The sequence below is a fragment of the Streptomyces sp. NPDC033221 genome (genome assembly GCF_055577005.1).
In genome coordinates, this window is record NZ_JBVIQN010000007.1 from 84952 (window position 1) to 110097 (window position 25146).

The 25146-nt window shown below is 69.5% G+C and carries 16 protein-coding genes, 1 tRNA gene and 2 pseudogenes; 9 read left to right on the forward strand and 10 right to left on the reverse strand.

From position 1 onward, the window contains the following. Positions 1 to 14 precede the first annotated feature (14 nt). From ACZ53K_RS11300 to ACZ53K_RS11320, 5 genes are all read right to left on the reverse strand, one after another. Complete coding sequence (locus ACZ53K_RS11300) at positions 15 to 1616, reverse strand: ABC transporter permease (RefSeq protein WP_468834111.1); 1602 nt, start codon at positions 1614 to 1616, stop codon at positions 15 to 17. Next, positions 1613 to 2539, reverse strand: a complete 927-nt coding sequence (locus tag ACZ53K_RS11305) for an ABC transporter ATP-binding protein (RefSeq protein WP_468834114.1) — start codon at positions 2537 to 2539, stop codon at positions 1613 to 1615. The genes ACZ53K_RS11300 and ACZ53K_RS11305 overlap by 4 nt, the downstream gene beginning before the upstream one ends. 2 nt (positions 2540 to 2541) lie before the next feature. Next, a complete protein-coding gene (locus ACZ53K_RS11310) occupies positions 2542 to 2910 on the reverse strand; it encodes a hypothetical protein (protein ID WP_468834117.1) in 369 nt (122 codons plus the stop codon). Positions 2911 to 3074: 164 nt separating this feature from the next. Beyond that, entirely contained in the window at positions 3075 to 4265 is a 1191-nt protein-coding gene (locus ACZ53K_RS11315; protein ID WP_468834119.1) for a sensor histidine kinase, read from the reverse strand. Positions 4266 to 4323: 58 nt separating this feature from the next. Continuing rightward, a complete protein-coding gene (locus ACZ53K_RS11320; protein WP_468834121.1) occupies positions 4324 to 4986 on the reverse strand; it encodes a response regulator in 663 nt (220 codons plus the stop codon). Between the two features lie 286 nt (positions 4987 to 5272). Here ACZ53K_RS11320 and ACZ53K_RS11325 point away from each other — a divergent pair, with 286 nt between their 5' ends. From ACZ53K_RS11325 to ACZ53K_RS11350, 6 genes are all read left to right on the forward strand, one after another. Further along, the gene (locus tag ACZ53K_RS11325) at positions 5273 to 5695 is read left to right on the forward strand and encodes a hypothetical protein (protein ID WP_468834123.1); all 423 of its coding nucleotides are present in this window, start codon (positions 5273 to 5275) and stop codon (positions 5693 to 5695) included. A gap of 261 nt (positions 5696 to 5956) precedes the next feature. Continuing rightward, positions 5957 to 6430: a hypothetical protein gene (locus ACZ53K_RS11330; RefSeq protein ID WP_468834126.1), complete on the forward strand. Its 474-nt coding sequence runs from the start codon at positions 5957 to 5959 to the stop codon at positions 6428 to 6430. Between the two features lie 238 nt (positions 6431 to 6668). Next, a complete protein-coding gene (locus ACZ53K_RS11335; protein ID WP_468834128.1) occupies positions 6669 to 6980 on the forward strand; it encodes a hypothetical protein in 312 nt (103 codons plus the stop codon). Between the two features lie 161 nt (positions 6981 to 7141). Continuing rightward, the gene (locus ACZ53K_RS11340) at positions 7142 to 14005 is read left to right on the forward strand and encodes a toxin glutamine deamidase domain-containing protein (RefSeq protein WP_468834535.1); all 6864 of its coding nucleotides are present in this window, start codon (positions 7142 to 7144) and stop codon (positions 14003 to 14005) included. Further along, on the forward strand, positions 14002 to 14271 hold the full coding sequence (locus tag ACZ53K_RS11345; RefSeq protein WP_468834130.1) for a DUF6406 domain-containing protein: 270 nt from the start codon (positions 14002 to 14004) through the stop codon (positions 14269 to 14271). Before ACZ53K_RS11340 ends, ACZ53K_RS11345 begins: the two co-directional genes overlap by 4 nt. Before the next feature lie 57 nt (positions 14272 to 14328). Continuing rightward, positions 14329 to 16542: an SUKH-4 family immunity protein gene (locus ACZ53K_RS11350; RefSeq protein ID WP_468834132.1), complete on the forward strand. Its 2214-nt coding sequence runs from the start codon at positions 14329 to 14331 to the stop codon at positions 16540 to 16542. A gap of 106 nt (positions 16543 to 16648) precedes the next feature. Here ACZ53K_RS11350 and ACZ53K_RS11355 read toward each other — a convergent pair whose 3' ends face one another. The 3 genes and pseudogenes from ACZ53K_RS11355 to ACZ53K_RS11365 all read right to left on the reverse strand — a co-directional run. Beyond that, positions 16649 to 17965, reverse strand: coding sequence for an SUKH-4 family immunity protein (locus ACZ53K_RS11355; protein WP_468834135.1), 1317 nt, complete (start codon positions 17963 to 17965; stop codon positions 16649 to 16651). A 322-nt stretch (positions 17966 to 18287) separates the two neighbouring features. Further along, complete coding sequence (locus tag ACZ53K_RS11360; RefSeq protein ID WP_468834136.1) at positions 18288 to 20330, reverse strand: ATP-binding protein; 2043 nt, start codon at positions 20328 to 20330, stop codon at positions 18288 to 18290. Positions 20331 to 20522: 192 nt separating this feature from the next. Beyond that, positions 20523 to 20600 (reverse strand): annotated as a pseudogene (locus tag ACZ53K_RS11365) (IS5/IS1182 family transposase); the annotation flags it as partial. Between the two features lie 432 nt (positions 20601 to 21032). Here ACZ53K_RS11365 and ACZ53K_RS11370 point away from each other — a divergent pair. Next, positions 21033 to 22706 (forward strand): SWIM zinc finger family protein, encoded by a 1674-nt coding sequence (locus tag ACZ53K_RS11370; RefSeq protein ID WP_468834139.1) that lies wholly within the window; start codon positions 21033 to 21035, stop codon positions 22704 to 22706. A 166-nt stretch (positions 22707 to 22872) separates the two neighbouring features. Here the strand turns inward: ACZ53K_RS11370 and ACZ53K_RS11375 are convergent. Further along, positions 22873 to 22994: pseudogene (locus tag ACZ53K_RS11375) on the reverse strand (DNA-binding protein); the annotation flags it as partial. A 240-nt stretch (positions 22995 to 23234) separates the two neighbouring features. Then, a tRNA-Arg gene (locus ACZ53K_RS11380) sits at positions 23235 to 23306 on the reverse strand. A gap of 189 nt (positions 23307 to 23495) precedes the next feature. Between ACZ53K_RS11380 and ACZ53K_RS11385 the strand changes: the two genes are divergently transcribed. Then, positions 23496 to 23936: a response regulator gene (locus ACZ53K_RS11385; protein WP_468834141.1), complete on the forward strand. Its 441-nt coding sequence runs from the start codon at positions 23496 to 23498 to the stop codon at positions 23934 to 23936. 134 nt (positions 23937 to 24070) lie between these two features. After that, a complete protein-coding gene (nrtL, locus tag ACZ53K_RS11390; protein WP_468834143.1) occupies positions 24071 to 25129 on the forward strand; it encodes an ArgS-related anticodon-binding protein NrtL in 1059 nt (352 codons plus the stop codon). Positions 25130 to 25146: the final 17 nt, after the last annotated feature.

Below are 25146 nucleotides of genomic sequence, written 5' to 3' on the forward strand. Positions count from 1 at the left end.
GCCCCGGCCGGACATCAGTCCCGGGCGAGCCGCCGCATCGACCCGGCCATGAAGACCACCGCGACCAGCACCGCCGACATCGCGAGCACCACCGCCGGGGGCAGCCCCGCCGGCCGGCCCTCGATCCGGATGGCGCCCATGAAGTCGAAGAGCGGCAGACCGTCGGCGACCGTGTACCAGAAGGGCAGATAGACGGCCTGGAAGAGGCGGTGGGTACGGCTGAGGGTGCCCAGGGCCAGCGCCAGCGACGGAACGAACAGCGCACCGGCGGCCCAGCACGCGACCCCTGTGCCGTCCCCGGCGATGACCAGCCGGACCAGCGGCCCGAGCCCTACCACCGCGGTGAGCGCGGCGCCCGCCGCCCATTCCGCGACCACCCGGCGGCGCGCCGAAGGGTAGGCGCCGAGGATGCCCTCCACGCCGTGCTCGTGGCGCTGGGTCCCGAGCCGCGACCAGATCAGCACCGGCCAGAGCCAGGACACCGGCAGCATCAGCCGGGTCGCACCGGGCATCGTCGAGCAGACGCCGAGGATCATCCAGAACCCGGCACCCCACCACCACCCTTTCGGCACGCCCTGCAGCAGGATGCGCAGCTCACCGACCCACAGACGCAGCATGACGCGGCCAGGCTCCGGCGGCGTCCCCAGCAGGGCCGAGGCGGAGGCCCGCCGGTCGCCCGCCGACCGCGGCATCTCGTCCACATATACGGCCGGGCCCGAGCCAGCCGCCTGGTCCTGCTGCGGTAGCTCGGCCGACGGCTTGTCCCGCGCCGGATCGAAGCGGCGGAACCACAGGGCGGGCAGCAGCGCGACGACCACCGCGATGCCGACGAACACCGTCCGGGCCAGTACATAGCCGCCGGACGGCGTGAAGCCGTGCCAGTCGAACACCTGCAACGGCTTGTCGAGGAACGTCAGGCCCAAGCTGAACGCGCCGTCCACCGTGACCTTCTGCGCCGCCATGTCCGCGTACATCGACATGGCGACACTGTTCACACCGATGCCGCCCAACGGCAGGCCGGGCCCCTGGCCCCCCACGGCCAACACCGCCCAGAGGCAGAACCACACGACATTGCCCAGCCCGCCGCGCAGCAGCGGCACCGCCTCGAAGAACAGGGCGAAAGCCGCGGTCAACGCCACCAGCGGCACCGCGAGCAGCAAGAACGGCTGCCAGAGCGCGACCGGGTCCACACTCATGTCCTCACCGCGCACGAGCTGCATCACCAGCGCGGTCAGGGCGAGCACTCCCACCATCGAGGCGAGCACCAGGAGATTGCTCAGAAACTTCCCCGCCATGTACGACGAGGTCCGCACGGGAGTCGCGGCGAGCAACTGCCCCACTCCGGAGCGGCGGTCGCGCCCGATGGAGTCGCGTACGACGTAGAAGCCGCCGAGCGACACCCACAGGCCGCAGGCCAGCGCGGTCGCCGTGCCGACATACGCGCTGTTGTAGACGCCGCGGTGGTCACCGAGCTGCATGATGACCCACTTGGCACCCGAATCCGGCACCGCCACGTAACCGAGGGCCACGGCCGCGGCCAGCGTCACCAGGTAGGCGGGCCGCCGTACCCGGTCCTTGAAGTCGGCCACCGCCAGGCCGGAGAGCACCCGCGTCATCGGACCACACCGCCCGAGCGCAGCCGCTGCGACGCGGCGGCACCGTAATCACCCTTCCCGGGAGCCCCGTTGATGACGTGCAGATAGGCGTCCTCCAGATCGGGGGTGAGCTGGACTGCGCCCTCATACGGCTGTGACGGGGACAGCAGCCGGACCTTCACGCCCTGGACGGTGCGCACCACCCGGCTCACGACGTACCGCGCCTGCACCTGCGGGACGGCGCCAGGCTCGACCAGGGCCTCCCACACCTGCCCGGCCACCTCGTCCAGCAGCGCCTCCGGCGTGCCGCGGCGCTCCAGCCGGCCGTTCGCCACGACCGCGATGTCGGAGGCCACCGACTCCACGTCGGAGACGATGTGGGTGGAGAGCATCACGACCCGGTCCGAGGCCAGGTCACTGAGCAGATTGCGGAACCGCACCCGCTCCTCCGGATCGAGCCCGGCCGTCGGTTCGTCCACGATGATGACCTGCGGGTCGCCGAGCAGCACCTGGGCGATGCCCACCCGGCGCAGCATCCCGCCGGAGTACGTGCCCAGGGGCCGCTTGACGGCCCCGGTGAGATTGACCAGCTCCAGCAACTCGTCGATGCGGGCCTTCGCGGACCGGGCCGACACACCCTTGGCGGCGGCCAGGTACGTCAGGAACTCGCGCGAGGTGAGGTTCGGATAGACGCCGAAGTCCTGGGGCAGATACCCGAGGGCCTTGCGCAGGACATCCGGCCTGGCCACCACGTCCTCGCCGTGGAAATGCACCTCGCCACCGGTGGGACGGGTGACCGTGGCGGCGATCCGCATCAGCGAGGACTTCCCCGCCCCGTTGGGCCCCAGCAGCCCCAGCATGCCCGGCCCCATGTGCAGGGTCAGGTCGTCGACGGCCCGTTTGCCGCCCTTGTAGACCTTGGTGATCCCGGAAAGCCGGAGCATGATCAGCCTTCGCCCCGCAGCCCGGTCTTCCGGCCGTCCCGCAGCACGGTGACGCCCTTGGGGACCTCCACTCTGAACTTCGCGTCACAGATCGCGAAGCCGCTGCACCCCGCGTCGATGTCCAGCACGTCCCCCTTCAGCTCCCACGACAGGTGCTCACTGCCGGCCGCCGCGTCGAACCAGCGGGTGACCTTGACGTCCTTGCGGTCCACCGCGACCAGGTCGGTGGCGATCTCGTGAGCCTTGACGTTGAGGGTCCTGCCCTGGAGGGGAAAGGTCTTCGACTCAGGCGTCGCCTCCGAAGCCTCGACCGAACAGCCGGTCAGCCCCAATCCCAGCACCAGTGCCAGCGCCGTGACAGCGGCCGGCACGGCCACCGCACGGGTACCGCTCCGTTTCGACTTCCCACCGTTGAGCATCTGCCCCTCCAGGCTCGCGTTCCTTGACCGGCACCGAGCTTTCCAACGGGGGACAGGGGGCACATCTCCCGAATGGCAGATATCCGCGAACTCGTTCGGAGCCTGGACCAGCGGCCCTAATCCGCGACTTCCCACGCACCTGGCACCGTTACGCCCGGGAGTACGCAGCTCACCCGCCACCCCCCACCGTGCGGGCCCGCCCCAAACGCCCCACCCAGCGCATCGACCCGCTCCGCCAGCCCGGCCAGCCCCGTGCCACCACCGGTCCGGGTGCTCCCGGGCGCCCCGCCCCCGTCATTGGTGACCGTCACCTCGACCGAACCCTCGGCAGTACGCCGGACCTCCACCACGACCCGGGCGGCGCGCGGCGCATGCCGCCGTACATTGGTCAGCGACTCCAGCACCACGCGGTACGCGGTGTCCCCGCCCTCTCGCGGCAGCACCCCCGCCAGCCCGTCCCCTTGCGACAGCTGCGTTTCCGCGCTCGTCATAGCGGAGAAACGATCCACCAGCTCACCCAGGTCGGCCAATCCGTACACACGGGTGGGAGGCACCTCCTCCCGCTTCTTGCCGTCCACCCGGCGCAGCGCCCGCACCGTCCGGTCCATGGAGTCCAGCGCCCGCAGCCCCGCCGCCTCGATGCGTTCCAGCAGCTCCCGGGCCTGCTCCGGAACCCCCTGTTCCAGTTGTGCCCCCTGAACCTCCAGCACGATGCCCGTCACCTCATGCGCGACAAAGTCATGCAGGTCACGCGCAACGTCCAGGCGCTGGTCACGCAACGCCTGAGCGACTGCCCGGGTCCGCCGCCCGTCCAGCGCCCTCAGATAGAGCCCGACCCCGGCCACGCACGCGGCAGGGAAGAACCCCAGGAACACCCCGAAGACCGACGCCCGCCACTCCTGCTCCGGCGCATGCAACGTAACCCGCAACAGCAAGCAAACGATCGCCGCCCCCACCAGCCCACCGACCCAGCCGACCCGGGACGCGGGCTCCCGCCGCGTCACCCGGTACAGCAGAACCAGCAACGCGGCCCCCTCGAAGGGCAGCCAGAACCCGATCGGCTTCGGATCGCCGACATACGCGAAGTCCAGCACCAGCGACAGAACCGCGGTGAAGCCCGACGCCTGGGCGAGGGAAACACGTCCCGTGGGCCGCCCCAGCATCGCGGCCGTCACGGCCACAGCCGCACAGAGCGCCAAGGGAAGGGCACCGACCGAGGTGCCCAGGGCAGGAAACAGAACCATCACCACGAGCACCGCACACCAGATACGGCGCTTACGTCCCGAGGCTCTCACGTCGTCGTCCACGAGCCGAGGCTACGCACACGGCCGCGAGAGCACCGGCGCGAACGCGCGGTCTCGCGATTCAGCGCGCGCCTCGGCCCTCCACGTACCCCAACTCCCACGCACGCACGGCCACTCCGACGCGATTGCGCACCCCGAACTTCCGCTGAATGCTGGCCACATGCGTCTTGACCGTCCCGGCCGAGATGAACAGCTCAGCCGCGATGTCGGCATTGGTCTTCCCCTCACCCACCAGCGCGGCTACCTCGACCTCCCGCCCGGTCAGCGGCGAACTCCCCTTCTTGCGCCGTGTGTCGGCACCCCTCACATGCCGAAGCAGCCGCACGGTGATCTCCGGGCTGATCAGGCTGTCCCCCGACACCGCCGCCCGAACCGCCTCGACCAGCAGCGCCGGCCCCGATCGCTTGAGCAGAAAACCCGAAGCTCCGTACCGCAGCGCGGGATAGACATACTCGTCCAGGTCGAACGTCGTCACCACGACCACCTTCGTCGGACGCTCCGCCGCGGAGTCCGCGAGCAGGCGGGTCACCTCCAGCCCGTCCATCCGCGGCATACGGATGTCCACCAACGCCACATCCGGTTCCAGAGCCCGCGCCAACTCCACGGCGTCGACCCCGTTCGCCGCCTCGCCGACCACCTCCATGTCCGGCTGGCTCTCCACGATGCGTCGCATTCCGCGGCGGACCATCTCCTGGTCGTCGGCAATCAGCAAGCGAATGGTCACGGGTAACCATTCTGCCGCATGGAGCCGGGTCCCGTTCCTGGTTATGCCCCATTGGTCAAAATTGTGTGGAGTGCGGAATGTGGACGGATATGAGGTCGAAACCGGGTGGGGGGCAGGTCTGAGTCGGGAGGGATGCGCGAGCGCGACGAACGAAGCGTCTCTGCGCTTCGTTTGACGGCCCAAAGGGCCGGCTGAATAATCTCGTCGTCATTTGTAGCCGGCTGTAGCGAGGCGAAAGCCGCGTTCGGTGCGCGCGAAAGGCCCTCTGGGCTCGATGGGGGTTCTCATGACCAGCAGCGGACCGGAACCGGGCAAGCGGGAGATCGACGACTCCGAGCTCATGGACGTCGCGCAGGACCCCGAGCAGGCGCACAGCCTCCACAAGGCGCTGCGCACTCTGGCCGGCAATCCCAAGGTGGGCGGACCGCTCCAGGAGATGGCCCAGGACATCCTGTCGGGACGGATGGGAATGACCGACGCCATCAAGAGCGAGCGCTACATGGACGCGCTGGGCGACCGTATGACCGAGATCCGCCGCGCCGCCGAGTCGCAGACCGTGGAGGACCGCGAGGCCGAGCGTGAGAAGCGCGAGCAGTGGGAGCGCAAGCGGGACGAGGAAGAGCAGAAGGAGCGCGCCGAGCACGACGGTCCCTCGGCCCACCTGGTCACGGGGCCGAAGAAGCGGGGACGGGGTGGACACCGGGACTGAGCCCGGAGCCGGATACGGGCCAAGGGCTCGTGCCCACCTGACGGCCCCCAGCCGCTCTCGCTGCTGCGCGAGTTCGTCATCGGCCACCCCGGGCACGGCGATCGCCGTGCCCCGGAAGATGTATCGGCCAAACACTCCCGGGACAGCACTGTGACACCCAGGGGTTGAGGGCCTGGCCGTGCCACTGGGTACGCTGGCACAGCCATGAGACGGATGTGACCGGCAACTTGACGGCGCCGGATGGTGAACGGGGGAACAGGCATGGGTGACGGGTTCAAGAGCAATTCGGGCACGCTGAAGACCGAGGGGAAGAATTTCTCCGAGATCGGCAGGGATTTCTACCAGGCGACCGCCAAGCTGAAGAATGGCCTGGCCGCGCAGGGTGACGGTGGCGGCGGCGGAGGCGAAGCGCCGAAGGAGACGACGGTTTCGAGCGTCGCCCAGGACGCCTGGAAGGGCCTGACCACCTTCAGCGACAAGGAAGGCACCCCGCCGTGGGGTGACGACGAGCTCGGCGAGAAGTTCGGCGTGGTCTACGAAGGCCTGCGCGACGGCATGACGGACTCGATGGAGCACCTTGCCACCAAGCTCAACGAAATAGGCAAGGCGTTGGAGCGGATGGCGAAGAACCACGACGAGAACGAGGACTTCACCGACGCTCTGATCAAGGAGCACAAGCCGGAGAACCAGTTCGGCGGCGACATACGGATTCTGAAGTCGTCCACGAGCAAGTGACACGGCCCGCACCACGGGGGCGTGTGGCGACCGCACAGCGGGGTTGCAGGGTCGCCACCGCAGCGTGGCCGCGGCAGCGAGGGCCGAATGTTCACGTCGCATCTGCGCCGTATCGGTTACGGCGTCGCCTCGGGCCTCACCTCGACATGTCGACGGCCACCGTCCCGCGCCGAACCCGAGTACCACCGCTTGTCCGCGCCTGCCCCACAGTCGCCCCTTCACTGACAGGAGAAAGTCCGTGTCACATCCTGACGCGCCCGAACCGGTATTGCCCGTCCCCGCCACTGCCGACGAGGCATTGGCTGCCGCTCGCGCCCGATTCGAAGTACTGGACCTGGAAGGAAACCCGGCGCCCTTGCACGTGGCGGAGTTCGACACCGGATTCCTCGTCCACGCCGTCATGCCCCCGCCGCCGCCCGGCACTCAGGCGCCGTTGGGTGGCAGCCATATGGTGATCTCCAAATCCGACGGAGCCGTCACCTATGTCCCCAACTTCCCGCCGGACTCCGCGATCGAGCTGTACCGCAGCATGCGCCGGCCCCATGGCTAGGTAAACCGGTCACACACTCACGGGGCACCGAATGGCGCCTCCGGCACCAGCAGAGAAGCAGAACCCTTCCGCCGGGGTGAGGCGGATGGAGTCGGTCGGCCCACAGGGCCGGAACGACACGAATTACATGGGCGACAACGGGGGTCTTCGTCATGGCTTTGATGCTGCCGAACGCACTTGAGTGGGTTCTCGAGATGTGTGGCTTCGACTGGCCCACAGGCAACGAAGACAAGATGATGGAGTGCGCCAACACCTGGCGCCGGTTCGCCGCTGACGTGGAGGCCCTCCAGGCCCGTGGCACCAGCGCCGCCGGAAACGTCCTCGCCGAGAACGCCGGCGACTCCATCGAGGGCTTCAACAAGACCTGGGACAAGTTCGCCGGCGGCTCGGGCTACTTCGACGACGCCCGCCAGGGCGCCGAGCTGATCGCCATTTGCCTGGACGCCGCGGCGATGCTCATCATCGGGCTGAAGGTCGCGGTGATCGCCCAGCTGGTCATCCTGGCGGTCGAGATCATCGCGGCGCAGGCCGCCGCTCCCTTCACCCTGGGGCTGTCCGAACTCGGCGCGATCGGCGCGGCCGCCGCCACGCGGCTGATCCTGCGCAAACTCCTCAAGGAAGTGGCCCAACAGATCCTGCAGGCGGTGTTGGAGACCGCCAAGGAACCCTTTGTCTCCGCTCTGGAAGCCATGGTCTCCGACCTGGTCGCCCAGACCGTCGAGCAGAACTTCGGCAAGCAGTCGGGCTACGACCTGGGCCGCACCGCCAAGAAGGGTTACGAAGAGGGCAAGGAGGCCCTGAAGAACTCCGGCTCCACCTTCGGCGAGTCCCTGCGCGACGGCGGCGGCTCCCGCGCGGGGCATGGCGCCCGCCACGGACTGACCAACAGCGGACACGACGGCGGCGACGGCTCGTCGGGCTCCGGTAACGACGGCTCGTCGAACTCCGGCAATGACAGCTCGTCGAACTCCAACAATTCGTCGTCGAGCAATTCTTCGGCGTCGAACAGTGACTCCTCATCGAACGACAGCAGTTCGTCGAGCAACTCGCCGAGTTCCAATAGTTCGCCGGGTTCGAGCAGCGGCGACTCGGGGCGCAGGGCACCGGATATCGGCGGCCCGTCGTCCTCTTCTCCGTCGAATGCTTCGGACAGCTCTTCGTCCAGTCCGTCCTCTTCGTCGAGCCCGTCCTCTTCGTCGAGCCCGTCCTCTTCGTCGAGCCCGTCCTCTTCGTCGAGCCCGTCCTCTTCGTCCAGCTCGTCCTCGTCATCCGATAACCCCTCGGCTTCGAGTTCGCCCCCCTCCTCATCGAGTACGCCGTCCAACAGCGGCCCGGCCAACTCCGGCAGCCCGGACTCGTCGAGCCCCTCGTCGTCCTCGCTCTCGCCCTCGCCGAGCCGTGGATCCGACTCGCCCAGCCCCTTCGACGTGGGCACCCAGGCCTACAACGACAGCATCGGTAGGCCTCCGGGCGATGGCTCGCCCGCCCCCGACTCGTCTCCGGACTCGTCCACGCCGTCCACCACGACGAGGCCCGACGTCGAGAGTGGTCCGGCCTCCGACGCCACCCCTGCCTCCAGCCGTCCGGACAGCACACCGGACGCCCCGCCGAGCACGGCACCGGGCATCGATCCGTCCACGCCCTCCAACTCCTCGCCCATCGAGAGCCCAGGCGCCACGCCGAATGCCGATGGCCACACCCCGGGCCATGGCGCGTCGATCCCGGACCCGCGCAACAGCGAGCCCGCGCCCATGCCGTCCCCGCCGCCGGAGACGGACCGTCCCGAGGCCACCCCGGCCCCGGCTCCCGACAACTCCCGCCCCGAACCGGGCGTGCACCAGGTCGACCGCGACTCGGTCACCACCATGCCCGCACAGGCCCAGGGCCCCATGCCGGGCGAATCCCACGACGGCAACAACAACGACAACCAGAACCAGGGCAGCGGCCGCGTCTCCATGCCGGGCGGCGCCATGCCCGGCAACACGCCCTCCGCACACCCCAGCCCTGGTCAGGGCCATGCGCCGACATCGTCAACACCGACCCCGCACAATCCGGACGACGAAAGCCTCGGCCTCATGGGCAACGTCGCCATGGCGGCGCCCCCGGCCTCCGGTACGCAGCCCAGCGAGGCGGGCATTCCGCAGCAGGCGGCCCCGTCGTCCGCGACGCCCTCAACGGCGACCCCGGGAGCCATGCCGCCACCGACGGCCGGCCCCGCCCCGACGCAGGCGCCGGCGGCAGGCACCCCCACGAGGACACCGCGGGCCACCAGGCCCAGCGCCACGACGTCGCGCACGGAACAGCCGAGCACCAGGCCCACGACGCCGTCGCGGGGCACCCGGCAGACCCGCCCCGCGTCGCCGCTGCACACCGCGACGCCGCGCACCGAGACGCCGGGGCGCCCGGCCACGCCGCCCCGCGGCGAGCAGCCGACGGGCCGCCCGACGAACCGTCCGACGGACCAGCAGCCACCGGCCGAGTCCCCCACGTCCACCCCGAACGACCAGGGGATGCCGGCACCGACCAATCAACAGCCGGACGCCACCAACCAGACGCCCGACCAGAACCAGCCCCCCACCGACGCCGGCGCGCCCAAGCACCCCACGGCGCCCCCGCCCCAGGCAGACAGCCTTTCGGACATCCGTAACGACCTGAGCATCCCGTTCGAAGGCCTGACCACACCCGACCCCGTCCATCAGCAGGACCTTGAGAACGCCCACCCGAGGAACCCCGACGGCACCCCGCAGGTGTACGCGGACCCGCGGCAGGGAAACTGGGCCGGCCTGCAGAACGACGGCGGCGTGGGGGTGCCAGGCCGATCCAACAACTGCGCCGACTGCACCCGCTCGTTCCTGGAGACATGGTTCGGCCGCCCGACGGTGTCCGCCCCGCGCACCTTGGACGTCAATGCGGACGGCAGCCTCAACACCTTCTCCGCGGAGCGCGACTCGGTCGACAACCAGACGCGTTGGGCCGGCGCACCCAGCACGTACGCGGGCAAGGACCATCCCAACCCGTACGCGCGTATCGCCTACGAGCTGTCGCAGGCCGGGCACGGCTCGGCAGCCGTGATCGGCGTCAACTGGCCCGGCGGTGGAGGCCATGCCTTCGCCGCGGTCAACCACAACGGCCAGGTCCTGTTCGTCGACGCGCAGACAGGCGTCGTCAGCGAGAATCCGATTCACCTGGGCGCCCAAGAGGTCTTCTACACCCCGCTGGACGCCAATCGGAATCCGATCACTCCGTACTTCCTGACCCCAGCGACGCCTCAACCATCCACTCAGCACACTTCGAACACTCCGGACGCCAACAACAACTCCGGCCCCGATGCGTTGACGGCTCAGTCAACTCCCGACGCTCAGTCGGACGGATCTTTCAGCACCTCGCCGCCCACTGACGAGGCACCCTCCGACAACGACGACTCGGCCGCCGAACGGAACGCGAACGACGGCAGCACCGACACGGCACCCCCGTCGACGGCCCCGGAATCCTCCACAACACCGGACACGACGCCGACCCCCGACGTGACGCCGCCCCCGGAGACGACGTCCCCGCAGAACGAGGAGACCTCTCCGGACACGAACACCCCCCAGGGGTCCACCCCGGACCAAGACAATCCGCAGCCCGACAACGCGCAGGACACGCAGGACACCCAGGACACCCAGACCCCTCCCGACACCGACCAGCGAACGGAGTCGAGAGATCCGGTCTTCCCGGCCACCGCCACGCGCCCCTCCGGTCCGCCGGATGGCTACGACGACCCCACCGACGCCGACAACCGCGCGCAGCAGGAACGATTCCCGCGCAATGCGGACGGCTCGTTCCAGCAGGCTCCCGACCCGCGCGAGGGCACCTGGGTCGACGATCTGCGCGGCCAGAACCCGGACGAGTCCGGCCGCGACGTCAACTGCCCCGACGCGTCACTGGCGTTCGTCGACTCGTACGCGGGCAACCCCACGGTCGCCGCCCGCCGCAGCCCGAACGAGGACGGCACCCCCGCCCACACGCCTGAACCCAACGGCCGCGACCGTATCGAGAATGCCCTGGGCGCCGAGTTCGACGACTTCGGCGACGGCCGTGACGCGTACCACAACCTGGAGACCACCCTCCTCAACGAGGGCCACGGCTCACAGGCCGTGATCATCACCCAGAACGCCGACGGCCGAGCCCACGCCTGGAACGTGGTCAACCACAACGGCCAGATCGTCTACGCCGACCCGCAGACGGGCCGGAACAGCACCACCCCGCTCCACAGCGGCGACAACGGCGTCTTCGCGATTCCGCTGGACGCCAACCGCCGCCCCATCGACACCACCAACCGGCCCACCACACAGCACCAGAACGGGACCACACCTACCGATACCGCCCACGCAGCCCCCGAGCGCCCGGCCGGTACGCCTCCTGAGTCCGGCCCCAGCGCTGAAGCCACTCGCGAGCATCGCAACCAGAGCCTTCCCGACCCGGAAGCACGGACCGATGAGCATGCGAACCTTCCTCCGGACAACGCACAGGGCGACCTCCGAGACGCGCACGACGTCCATCGGATCGGCCTGGATCCGGTCCAGGCGCAGATGCGGCAGTGGGCCCAGCCGCAAGGCGACCCGCCCCGGGTGCCCTTGGCCGACGTACTGCGGGAATCCATCGGTCGCCGCCAGGCGCACGCGGAGTCGGCGCAGCTGGTACGTGAAGCCCGGCACGACTATGACCGGGCGCTGAAGGAAGTCGCCGACGCCAAGGCAGAGCGGACCAGGGCGGCGACCGCGGAGCGGAAAGCCAAGACCGCCGACGCGAAGCAGGCGGCTCAGGCCAAGCGGGCGGCGGCGGAGCAGCGGCTCGCCCATGCCCAGCAGGCTCTTCCCCAGGCTGACGCCGCCCACAAGGCCGCGATGGCTGTGCATCGGAATGTTCCGATGCCGGCGACGAACTTCACCGACAGTGATCTCCGGCAGCATCTGGATCCGGCGTGGTCGCAGATGAATGACGGCCAGCGGTACGCCGCGATCGCCGCGCTGGCCCGTATCAGCCAGTCCTTCCACGCCAACAACGCCGTCGGCGTGAACCCTGACCCGGCCGCGCGCAACGACGCGTACAACAACGGAAAGTTCCACGAATCAGCGGCTCCCTGGCGACGTGAACTCGCTTCGCACCCGGACGGAACGAACCTTCGGGATGTGGAAGACCTCAAGCGGCTGCTTGAGGAGACAGAGAGCAATTCGCCCGACTTCTCCGGCAAGAACTACGCGGTCGTGGAAGTTTTCGATCCGAACACCGGGGAAAGCCACTACATCGTCGACTCGTCGGTTCCGCCTGCCGTGGACGGCGCCGACCCGATGCACTCCGAATCCCACATCCTCAATTGGATCGACCAGCTCAACGAGAACCGCGAGGCCCGGAAGCAGACCAAAGTCGAGGTCAAGGGCCTCTACACCGAACGTGAGCCTTGTGGCCTGCCCAACACCGCATCCGGCCACCCCACCGGCCACGCCAACTGCTCCAAGACCATCAACGATTCCCGGGCGATGGACGGTGTTCCCGTCTACTACAGCACGACCTATCGAGCGGACCCGGACCTCAAGGGCCTCAAGGCGGCCGAGCGGGACAGGCTGCGGGCGGAAGGCAAAACCGAGTCGCAAATCAAGACCGCGCTCGGCAAGTTCCGCACGCCAAGCCAACAGGTCCAGGACAGGGAGATCCAGCAACACCTGAAATTCGTCAACGAACTGGCAAAGGCGCTGGCGAATCCGGGCCAGAACCCACCGCCGGCCCCGACACCCGGCCAGAACACACCGCCCACCCAGGCGCCCCAGTCAGGCCCGTCGAATCCCACCACGGACCCCAACCGCACACCCCCGTCGAACCCGGCAGGCACAGACCGCCGCGCCCCGGCGGACCCCGCCGGCACGCCTTCGACAGACCCCGCGAGCGCCGGAGAGACCCCGCGCCCCACCACTGCCACTGGGGTTGCCGAGCAGGCCGGAGCCCCAGCCCCATCCGCCGACGAGTCCCGCGAGGGCTCCTCCGCCTCGGAGAACGAGCCGAAGAAGCCAGGCCGGATCAGGCAGATCTGGCAGTCCATAACTCATTCAGGCCAGGCCGAGCCCACCGAGATCACCACTGAGGTGGACCAGCCGCGCTTTGGGAACCACAAGAAGCCGGCTGAGCACCAGCCCGACCGTTACGGCACTCCGCTGGACCGTCCCGACGGGACGCGTGTGCCGCTGTTCGACGGGCCTCCGTCGCGTGAGCAGACGCAACAGGGCGCCATCGGGGACTGCGGCATCATCGCCACCTTGGGTGCCCTCGCGAGCAGGTACCCGGATCTCCTTCAGGACATGATCCGGGAGACCGAGGACGGTAATTACGAGGTCCGTTTCCACGAGGTACGGCGCAACAATTACGGTAATCAGGCTCCGACCGGCCGCATTCTGACCGTGCGCGTCACTCCCGAAGTGCCCGTGTACAGCGACTTCCCCAACACCACCGCCTACGCCAACGCCAACGAAACGGGCGTGGCCTGGCCGGTGATCATGGAGAAGGCCATCGCGGGCCTGGACCAGTTCTGGGACGACAAGAAGCGCGAGAACGAGTCGCAGTACCCCGGCAACAAGGATTTCGACGGCAACCTGTTGACGGGATACTCCCGTATCGGTCAGGGCTCCACATCGGGCGACCGTGCCGAGCTGCTCGCCCAGCTGACGGGACGTACGTCGGAGAACTACGATTTCCCGACGCAGTACGATATGCACGGCCGCACCCCGGAAAAGCAACTCCTGGCCCACCTACGGGAACTCACGGAAAGCGGCAGGCCGGTCGTTATCGGCACCCGCCCCAGGGGTACGGGTGTGGAGAACAAGATGGAGAAGGGCCTCCTGAGTTCCCATGCCTACGAGATCGTCTCGGTCGATGACAAGGGTCTGATTCACTTGCGTAATCCGCACAACGAGGACGATCCTCAGCCGCTTACCATCAAGGAATTCATGAAATACTGCAGCAGCCAGTACGCGTCTTTGGAGGATGAGAAGTGAGTGCCGACACCATTCAGCTCTGGCACGGAATCCAGCGGAGTACCGAGACCGCGAGGTTCGCGGTGATGGACATCTACAGGGAGTCCGACGCCTCTGTCAGGGTCCTGTTGAGGACTGTCGCCACCGAAAAGCAGCATCACACCCTCCGCATCGGCGAAACCTTCCCCGTGAACGACGAGACGTGGCAGCTCGCCGACTTGACCGGGTGGCCGAGCGAGGACGACTGGACCGTGGTGCTGCGCCGCGTTGCGACTGCCCCGGCCTGACCATTCGCACCCAGCCACACATAGGGTCGACGAGCCATCGCGCAACCGAGGAGGACCATGCACGAGCCGACCACCGACACCCCCAATACCCCCGGAATTCCCGAAATCCCCGAGGAACAGGCCGCCGGTCGCGTCGGCGCATGGTGGCGTGCGGGTGGGCTCGGTGGCCGCGTGGCCTTTCTTGTGTCTGCGGGCGGTCATGATGTTTCGGCCGTGATGCGGGATACGCACGAGTGCGTGCCGGGCAGTGTTGTCGTCGACGCCACCGGCCTCACCGCCGAGCAGGTCATGCAGCAGGCCCTCACGGCGCTCGGAGTCGACTTGTCCGCGGACGAGCGGGACGACTGGCGTTTCGCGCTCGGCTCGTGGGCCGAGGAGCGGTTGCTGCTGGTCGTCAACGCCCATCGTGCCGGGCCGACACGGCGGTCGTACGAGCCCGAGCGGCTGGTGACCCGGACCCTTCCGTGGCTGGCGCGTGGCAAGTTGGCCGTGATGGTCCATGTGGTGCCCGAGTTGCTGCCGGCGCGTGTTGATCCCAAGGCGGTGTTCCGGCTGTCCGCGGCAGCCGTCGAGGCTCCGCCGGCGGTGACGGATTCCGTTGCCGTGCGGGCGTTGGCACTGGCCGAGCCCCGTTTCGTACCCGTTCCTGTCTGGGCCCAGCTGGTCACCGCGCTGACCGGTGAACCGGCATCCGAGGACGAACTCGCTGAATCGGCGAGGGAAGGGGCCGGGACTCTCCGGCTCGGACCGCTCGGGGTTTCCTTTGTCGACGAGGGGCTGGCCGAGACCTTGCGCCGGGAGGTCGAATCTGCCGAACTGTGCCGTGTCAACGGGCATATGGCGGATTGGCTGACGCGCTCGGCTCCGGATTTCGCCCACCCCGAAGGGTGGGCCAGACGCAGTGCCGTCGGCCTGTACGCGGCCACCGGGCTCGCCATGCACGCCGTACAAGCGGGAACGTACGACGAACTCCTCCGGGACGGGCGTGTCATCGCCAATCTGCCGCAGACGGCGCTCATGGACGCGGCACGAAGCATCACGTTCTTCATTCCCGGAAACACTGCCGCCGCCGACGCGATGCATCTGTGGGGCTGGGGGGTCACACCGCGGCATCAGGCGGAGTGGGCTTCGTGGCTGCACTTGATGGCGCTTTCGCGCGATGATCTCGAATTCGCGTCGGCGGTCGCCTCCTCTCGCGTGGCACTGCCCTGGCAGGCCAAGTGGGCCCACTGGCGGCCGCCGGGTGGCTACCATGCGCGCTATCTGCGGGCCGGGAAATTCGCCGCACTGGCGGAGGTGCGCTGGCAGGGGCGGCCCGCCATTGCCGGTTTGCAGCAGCGGACGGTGGACGAAGAGCAGCAGCCGTACGTCTCGATCTGGGACGCGGAGACCGGAGAGCGTGTCGCAGGTCCTTGGGAGACTGACGAGGTTCCGCAGGAGCACCGTGCGGATCTCACCTGGCCCACGTCATCCACGAACGGTTTCGCTTCGCCCGCTCTCGTCCGGGAACTGTTCGCCTCATCCTCCCCCCGGCGAAGCGAGCAGGCTTTTGTCCTGCCGTGCGCCCCATTGGCCGTGGGTGACGTCGTCGTTTTCGGCGGCGATTCGGGGCTGGTCGCCATCCGGCCTGCGGACGGCGGGGACATCTCCGGCTTCGGCGCCCGGCAGCAGCCCCTGAGCTGGGATTACGCGGACGCGGGCCCGAGCAGCCCGAGCGGTGCGCCGGCCCCGAGCCACGAGGACGTCAGCGCCCTGTTCGGCGAGGACGCCATCTATCCCATCGAGGCCGAGGATTTCCCGGACCGGCTCACTCACGCGGCGACCCGCGAACTCCTCCTGGAATTCGGGCTGCCGAACATGAACGAGGGAGCCATGGGGATTTTCCCGTACGGCAACTGGGAGATCGGAATTCTCGACGAACTGCCCTCCTGGCCCGAGGGAATCGAGCCCGTCCCAGAAACGGGACCCTTCTTCCAGATCGGCAAGTGGATGGGCGGCAAGCTCGTCATCGACGGGCCCACCGGACACGTCCTGCGCGTTCCCACGAAGCCGGGCCAGGATCACCTTGCCGCCCTCCCCGCCGCGCACAGCCTCGAAGATTTCCTCACCATGGTCACGCTGTGGGTCACCGGGCTGCGTACACGGAATATTGTGCCCCCGGCCGGTTCCGAACGAAATCAGGTCACCAATTGGGTCCTGGGGGCGCTGGCCGAAGTCGACGAGACGGGCGGCGAGCAGCCCGCCTGGGCGTACGTACTCCACAACACGTGACGCCGAGCGGTCGGAGAGGCGGGCGTGCGTACTGAATCCGTACGTACGCGATGAGGCGCGACGCGTTATCGGCAACGCGTCGCGCCTCCACGGCGATCGGGGCAGATCAGAACAGTCCGTGCCACATCTGCTCGACGATTACCGACCACCAGTTCCTCGGGTCGTCCAGGGCCGATGTGTCGATGGCGACGAGCTGATCCTGGAAGTCGGCGACGGCCCGGCCCGCCATGAGCGGGTCGGACCCGATCATCCCCTCGCGGGTGGTCTCCAGGAGCGCGAGGGAGCGGACGAAGGCGGACACCGAGGCGTTGACGCGGCGGCCCGCGCCGTTTTCCGGAGTGACGGCCCAGAGCTGGCCGACCGGCTCGCCCTCCCGTTCCGACCCCGTGCACTGGACGGTGATCAGAGCGCCCCCGTCGCTGCCGATTTTGACATGCCCCTCCAGGAACGCGAGGGAGTCGTCGCTCGCCTGGGTGCCGACCTCGCGCAGATACTCGGCGGCATTGCCGAACAGGCCGGCCAGGTGCCCCGCCGCCGGGTCGTCGGCCGTGAAGAAGAACGGGACGTCGGGAAGCCCGGCCCAGGTCAGCGTGGCCTTGGCGGCCTCGGGGAGCGGGGTGCCCGCCACGTCGTCGGCGTCGTAACGACGTACCTCGTCAGCACCGAAGGCCTCCGTCAGCGCGCGGCCCAGGGCGACATCGCGGAGCGGCTCGGCCGGCTCGACATCGGTCCGTACCGGCACGCGATGAGGCCGCGGCGGCGGCTGCTGTCCCGCGATCCGGTGCATCATCTCGACGTGCTGGAGCAGCCCGGCGATCGCCTCGGCGCGCTCCTCGCCCCGCAGGCCGTACTCCTGCACGCAGGAGAACCGGACGTTGGGGTAGGCACGGCTGATCAGCCGGCCCGGGTACCCGCCGGGGAGCAGGGCGGAGCTGAGGTCGGTGTGGATCGCGACCACGTTCTCCGCGGGGACGTCGAGGTCCTGGATCTCCGCCAGGGCCTGGAACTCGGAGTGCGGCAGACCGGGGGCGGAATTCATGGAGAGGCTCGTCTCCTCGCCGGTGCGCGGGTCGACGTAGGTGATGACCGTGGTGTTGCCGGGGCCGGTGACCGGCGGCTGCCCGGGCGGCGCGGCCTCCTGACCGCCGCCGTGCTTCTGCTGGTACATCCGCACGACCTCCTCGACCGGCACGGACGGCCAGGTGCTCAGCTCGCCGGTGCGGCGGTCGACCACACCGCAGGAGTGGCCGATCGTGGCCGGCGGCCGGCGCTTGCCCGTGACCGGGTCACGCTCGACCGGCGGGGCCGCGGCCCACACCACCCAGCCCAGATCGAACTCCTGTATCCGCACCTCACGGCGTTGCTGTCCCTCGGGGTTGAGCCACCCCTCGGCGGTCGCGAGCGCCTGCTCCTGGCTGATCACGGGAACTCCCTACGAGTCTTCGGTCGGACGGGGCCGGTGCGGACGGGGGCGATGCAGCCCGGGTCGGTGCCGGGCGAGCTCCGCGGCCCTCGTCCGAGTGGGCCTGTGGTGCAGGCGGTCTGATGCGGGCCTTCGAGAGGCTTCGGTGCTGCGAGCCTGTGAGCTTGGGCTTTGGGCCCTTGAGCCCTTGAGACTAACGGTCCGCGGTGGGTGGGTGTCAGGCGGTCGGCTGGGCGTCGGGCCCGGGGGCTTGCGGAGCCTGTGCGGCTTCCGGCTTCCGGCTCGGGCTCGGCTGCCTGGGACGGGAGCCGTGTACGGAACATCAAGAGGTCATGTCATGGTGCTGCGCCGGGCGGATCTGCAGCGCCTTCACACCGCTCTCCGTGGCAACAAGGAGGATGCCGTCGGGGGAGAGGTCGGTTCCCGTGAAAGGCATGGCGGAGACGAAGGCCGTGACGATCTTCTCGCCGCCCTTCTCCTCACCCTCCTCACCGCGACGCCAGACGCGTACATAGTCGGCGCCGCGGCTGAACCCGAGCGGTCCGGTGGCGCGCTCGTCGTCCGAGGGGCGCAGGATCCGGGTCGGGTCGGCATCGATGACGGAGCCGGTGGCGAGGTCCTGCACCAGCATGGCGGGGGCCTCGGGATCGTCGGCCTGCAACGGGCGTGAACCCGGGGTGCCTTGAGGCACCGCGCTCACGGCGACCGCGAGTGGGGCCGGCTCCGGAGGCTCCTGCTCCGCAGACGCCTCAGCGGCGCTGCCCGACGCGGCCTCGGACGGGGGCAGTTTGCCGACGGTCACGGCGTCGACCCCGGCGACCGGCACGCTCCACAGCGTGTGCCAGGGAAGGTCCGGCACGATGCGGCGCAGCACCGCCGCGTACTCCGGCAGTCCGTCTTCGACGAACGCGGTCTCCAGGAGCGCCGCTCGAAGGACGGCGGGTGCCTGGGTGCGGGTGAGCAGCGGAGCCGTACGCAGATAGGTGCGCGCCGGTGCGTCCAACTGCTCCGGGGGCACAGCCTCCACCGCGGCGCGCAGCCGCACCGGATCGGCGTGGGCGAACAGGCCGGGGTCGGTGAGGAGCCGGGGGAGCAGACCGGCCTCCAGGGTGTGTCCCGCGATGTGATCGCGAACGTACGCCCCTGCCTTCGCCCAGTCCTGATCGGGTACGGCCTCCAGCAACTCCACGGCGATACGCGCCTGAGCGCCCGGAATATCCGGAATGCCTGCCCGAACGGCCTCGCCGATGCCCGGGTGCTGCAAGCCAAGGAGCGTCCGCTCGTCCTCGGGGATGCCTTCGCCGTCCCTCTCGACGGGCCGGATGAAGGGGGCGGCGAGCAGCATGCCCCGCGCCATGTCCTCGCTCATGTCCCGCTCGGCGACTGCGGAGGCGAGCGGGGTCAGCAGGTGTACGGGCAGGCCGTCGCCCTCGGCGAGGGCGAGGGGCGCGAGGATCTGCCGCAGGGTGCGGGGGTGGGCGCCGAGTCGCTGGGCGTGCAGGTCGAGCACTTCGCCGACGCTGCCGGGCAGTTGGCTGGCGTCCGCCGGGCCGAACCCCTCCGGGTGCATCAAGATCGACTGTACGGCGAGATGCACGGTCAGGCGGCTGCCGGCGCCGTCTCCCGCGTGCCGGGCGATCACTTCGGCCAGCGCGCGTCGCGCGTCAGGCTCGGTCGTGAACGGCAGTTCCGGGACGCCGGACTGGGGATCGAGCAGTGCCTCGGCCTGCCGCACCAGCCCTTCGGGGTCGGCCCACTCCGGTGCGTCGAGGTCGATGATCTGGACCACGCCGGGAGGCAGGCCCTCGGCGAGCTCGGCGGCGAGCTCCCGGGGCACGTCGGCGAGAAGGCGTACGGAATCGATGGCGGCGAGGGGGTTCAGCACGTCCCGCACCACGCGCGCGGGCTCACCCGCTCCCCGCACCGGACCGGCCCGGTCCACATCCGGCACCACGATCGTCACCGGCCGCCCGGCCAACGGGAGTCGGCCGAGTTCGGGAAAGATGTCGGCGGTGCGGCTCGCGGACAACTCGTAGTGATCGGCGATCAGCCACAGGGTCTGCGCCGCCGTCAGCCCGGCGACGCTCGGCACCGCGGGGGCGGGCAGGTCCGGAGGCACGGTCGCCGGATCGAGCGCGTCCAGCTCGATCTCCTTGCGATGCTCCGGATCGCAGAGCATCAGGAACCCCGTGAGCAGCCGCGAACACCCGGTACCCGGGCTACCGGTCAGGACGACGACCCGAGGCGCACCCGGCCACTCCATCCGCCACGAGGCGAGCGCGCGCAGCACGGCATCGCGCCCCCCGATGTAGGGGTGGGGCTCATGGGCTCTGATCTGTTCTGGGGCCTGGGTCGGGCTGGTCATTGTCTCCCCGTTGTCCTGTCCGTCCGGCACCGTCAACCCGCGTTGATCGTGCGCCGTTCATCCTAGGGCGCTTCTTCCGGAACGCATGGTGGTCCAGGTGGAGATGCCCGCGATGTGCGAGGCGGTGAGGGGGAAGGTGGCGCCCTGGCCGTAACGGGTGGCGAGGCCGTGCTTGAGCTAGGTGATGCCCCGCAGGGGTCGGCAGCGGCCGTCCGCGGCGAGGTGGATCTTCGTGGTCAGCCCGCCGCGGGAGCGTACGAGGCCATGGTCGGCCGGCTCGCCGGCCGGCCCCTCCACGAATGGTCCACAGGTCGCGTCATAGGACTGCGCCGGGCCGCACAGGCCCGCACATACGCGAAGATCCCGCACTCAGCGTTCTCGCTGATGGCGGGGTCTTCTGGCACTTCAGCCGAAGTGCCCCCGGCAGGATTCGAACCTGCGCACACGGCTCCGGAGGACGGCCAGTTCCCAGGAATTGCCGCAGGTCAACGCCCTGTATGACGGCCTGTCAGCCGCGCGGTCCCGCGTATGTCCCGTAAGAATGAAATACTCCCTTTGTTGCATATCAGGGGTGAATGGCTGGCGCGGCCGATCACAGGTCACCAGTGAGGCTGCCTTCCGGCGGATCGCCGGACCGGGCTGACCGGCGGGCGTAGGCTGACGGTCGTCACGAGTATGGCCCGAGCCGGGGTGGGAAGAGCCGTGGATGGTCTTACCAAGGCGAACCTCAGAGCGCTGGCCGGTGCCCGTTCCTTCGACCGCGGGCTCGGATACCTCGACGCGGTGTCGCGGATCGAGGTCGGTGACGCATGGGTCACCGCGACCGTCCAAGGTACGCAGCGGTACGAGGTGGAGCTGACCCTGAACGCGCCCGGGGGTGTGGCCGGCGAGTGCGACTGCCCGTACGGCCTGGAGGGAAACTTCTGCAAGCACCTGGTCGCTCTCGGGATGGCCGTGCTCGCCCAGCAGGAGAGCCTGCCGCAGCAGCAGAAGGCGGCTCGGGAACGCGCACAGGACCTCGACGCTTGGCTGTTCGGCCTGTCCAAGGAAGAGCTGCTCGCCCTCGTACAGGACCAGATCGCCGAGGACCGGCAGTTGCGCCGCGCCCTGGAGCTGCGGGCCGCCAGCGCCCGCGGAGACCTGGCCGGGGCCCGGGCCCGCGTCCGTGAGCTGCTCGACATCGGCCCGTTCGCACAGTACGGGTACGTCGAATACGCCGATGCCCGTGCCTACTCCGACCAGGCCGGGCTAGCAGTGTCCGCGATCACGGCGCTGACCGGCTCGGGCCGGGCCGCCGATGCGATCGTCCTGGCACGGGAGGCGATGCGACTACTGAGCGACGCGGTGGAGAGCGTCGACGACTCGGACGGATGGCTGGGCCAGGTCGGTGCGAAGCTCGCCGACGCCCACCACGAGGCATGCCGTGCGGCGCGCCCCGCCCCGGAGGAGCTGGCTCGCTGGTTGGCCGGCCACGTGCTTGGGGACGCAGACGACCTCACCGGTATCGATCCGCTCGACTACGAGGACCTTCTCGGCGAACAGGGGATGACCGCCCTGCGGAAACTGGCGGTCGAGGCATGGCGAGGCAACCGCACCGGCTGGGGCGAGAAGTATCTGATGGAGCGCCTGGCCAAGGCGGGCGGCGATGTCGATGCGGTGATCGCTGTGCACGCGGCTGACCTCGCACCGGACGGTCACACCCACCTGGTCATCGCCCAGGAACTGGACGCCGCTGGGCGGCCCGGTGAGGCTCTGAACTGGGCGGAGCGTGGTATCCGGGAAGCCCGGGACCTCGCCTCCATCGACACCGCCCTCGTCGACCATCTCTCCGACCGCTACGCGCAGGCGGGCCGGCTTTCCGAAGCCGTCGCCTTGCGACGCGACCATTTCGCCGCCCGCCGCTCCCTGCTCGCTTACCGGCAGCTCCGCGCCGCCGCGCGGGCCGCCGACTGCTGGCAGGCCGAGCGCGAGAGGGCACTGGCCCTGCTGCGTACCGACGCCGGGCGGTGGCAGGACGGCTGGCACGGTGGCCCTGTCCTGGTCGATGCCTTGCTCGACGACGAGGACGTTGACGCCGCCTGGCGAGCTGCCACCGAAACCGGCGCCCACGCGCAGCAGTGGCTCACCCTCGCCGACCAAGCCCGTGCCGACCGCCCCGCCGCCGTGCTCGGCGTCTATCTGCGCTTGGCCGAGCCGCTCACCCGGCAGACCGGCAACGCGGCCTACGAGCAGCTCGTCAGCCTCCTGCTGAGCATCCGCGACTGCCACCGCCGCCTGGGTACGTTGGACGAGTTCGCCGCGTACGTCACCGCTTTGCGTACTGCCCAGAAGCGCAAGCGCAATCTAATGCGCCTGATGGACGAACACGGGCTGTGAGTCAGAGCTCAGACGCTGTTCGGGGCGCCTGGCCACTGCCGTCCGGTGGATATAACTCCAGGTCGGGCTCCTCCTGCCAAATGCAGACCGATTCGGATGACATCAAGCACCGGGAAAGGCTTCTCCGCGCTCGAAACAGCCTGTCCACGCACCGTCGACCGCTGGCTCACACCGCGATGACGGTGACACGCTCGCCGCACAGGGCGGTGAGGTCCTCCGGGTCAGAGGTGAGGACCGTGACGGGGCCGGGGCGGTGAGGGCGGTGGCGCTAGGCATCGCGTCGATGGGCTGCCGGAAGAGGAGAGGACCGGCGCGGAGGTGGCGCTGAACGCTGTGGCGGCCGTAGTGGTGGCTGCAGGGGGCAAGCCCGAGGGCGGGAGCCCGAAGGTTTCTTGAGGGCTGTGTCGGAGGTGTGTCGCGAACACTGAGAAACAGTGAGAGAGGGCGGGAGTCAGTGAGACTGACTCCCGCCCTCTTCTGTCGACATCCGCCCTGGTCAGCGCTTGTTTGCTGCTGGTACCTGGCGAGTGCCCCCGGCAGGATTCGAACCTGCGCACACGGCTCCGGAGGCCGTTGCTCTATCCCCTGAGCTACGGGGGCGTGTCTGCTGCTCTCGCGGCGACGGGTAGAACACTACCAGCTCTGACGGGGTGTTCATGAACGGGTTGGGGGAGGGGGCCGTAGCGCATGTGGGGGTGGGGGTTCGGGTGGTCGGGGAAAGGTCCCTCGCACGGGGCGGAAGTGGGGAAAACCCGGACGCAGCCGGAGGCGCGCGCCTAGTCTCAAGGTGTGCCTGGCTTGTCCGGCCGGGTCCTTGTGGTCGACGACAACAAGGTCATCCGGCAGTTGATCAGGGTCAACCTTGAGCTTGAGGGCTTCGAGGTCGTGACCGCGGCTGATGGTGCCGAGTGCCTGGAGATCGTGCATCGGGTCGCTCCGGACGTGGTGACGCTCGATGTGGTGATGCCCCGGCTCGACGGGCTGCAGACGGCGGCTCGGCTGCGGGCCGATCCGCGGACGCGGGAGATACCCCTCGCCGTCGTCTCCGCCTGTACGCAGGTGGAGGTGGAGAGCGGGCAGGCGGTGGGGGTGGACGCGTTCCTGGCGAAGCCGTTCGAGCCCATGGAGCTCGTGCGTACGGTGCGGCGGCTGATGAGCCGCGGCGGGGAGCCGGGGGCCGAGGGGCCGGCCGATGCGGACGCCGATGCCGATGCCGACGTCCGCCGGTGATGAGGGGATGAGAGCCGACCGGTGCGTCCTGCGGGGTGAGGGGGGAGCGGTGACGGAGGGTGCGCCGTCGCCGGGGTGTCCGGTGGGTGAAACCAGGTGGCGGTGGGGGGCTGCATCTCCCATACGCTGGGGGTGTGACTCCCGCTGAGCTCTCCCGCGCCGTCCTGCGCTCCGTGCGTGGTGCCGTCGAGGGCGGGGAACTCTCCGTGACCGTTCCGGAGCGGGTTGTCGTGCGCGCGCCCATGCCGGGGGAGGGCGGGGGCGGCGACGCCGATCTTGTGTGCACTGTCGCGCTGCAGGTCGCCAAGGAGGCCGCGCGGCCGCCGCGTGAGGTGGCGGAGATGCTGCGGCAGCGGCTGGCGGGGGTGTCCGGGGTCGCCGGGGTGGAGATCGCCGGGGCTGGATTTTTGAATGTGACGCTGACGGGCCCGGCCCGCGCCGAGCTCGTACGGAGTGTGCTGGCGCAGGGGCGGGAGTACGGACGCGCCGGAGGGGCGGGGCAGGGGGAAGGGCTGAGGCCGGGGCCGGGGTCCGGAGGGGCTTCGGTGGTGTTGCGGGCCGCGTCCGGGGTGCGGGCCGCGGTGGTTGTCGAGGTGTTGGAGCGGGTTCTGGATCTTGGGCGAGTCGCGGCGGGGGAAGCGCGGGTCGAGGAGGTGTGTCCTCGGCCGGTGGTGGGGGTTTCCGGTGGGGGTGCGTCGGAAGAGTGGCGCGCTCTGGCTGGTCGTCTGGGCTCTGATGAAGCGCGCTGGGTTCTGCTTCGGGCTGCCCAGCAGGATGCTGTGCGGCTTCCCGAGCGGCCGGTGCAGCGGGAGAGCAATGGGCGGTTCCGGGTGCAGTACGCCTATGCGCGTACGTGTGCGATGACGCGGAACGCCCGGGAGCTGGGATTCGAGGCCGAGCCCGGGGACGCGGGAAGCGCGCGGGAGGTCCGCGAGGTGTGGGCTGCGATCGCCGAGTATCCGGGTGTCGTCGAGGCCGCCGCGCGCCACCGGGCGCCCGACCGCGTGGCGCGGCAGCTGGAAGTGACCGCGGACGCCTGGCTGCGATGTCATGACGTGTGTCCGCCGCTGCCCGTCGGGGAGGAGAAACCCTCGGCCGTGCACCGTGCCCGGCTGGCTCTCGCCGAAGCCGCCGGAACGGTGCTCGCCAACGGCCTGTCCCTGCTCGGCATCTCCACGCCCGAACGTCTGTGATCGAGTGGTCGGGCGAT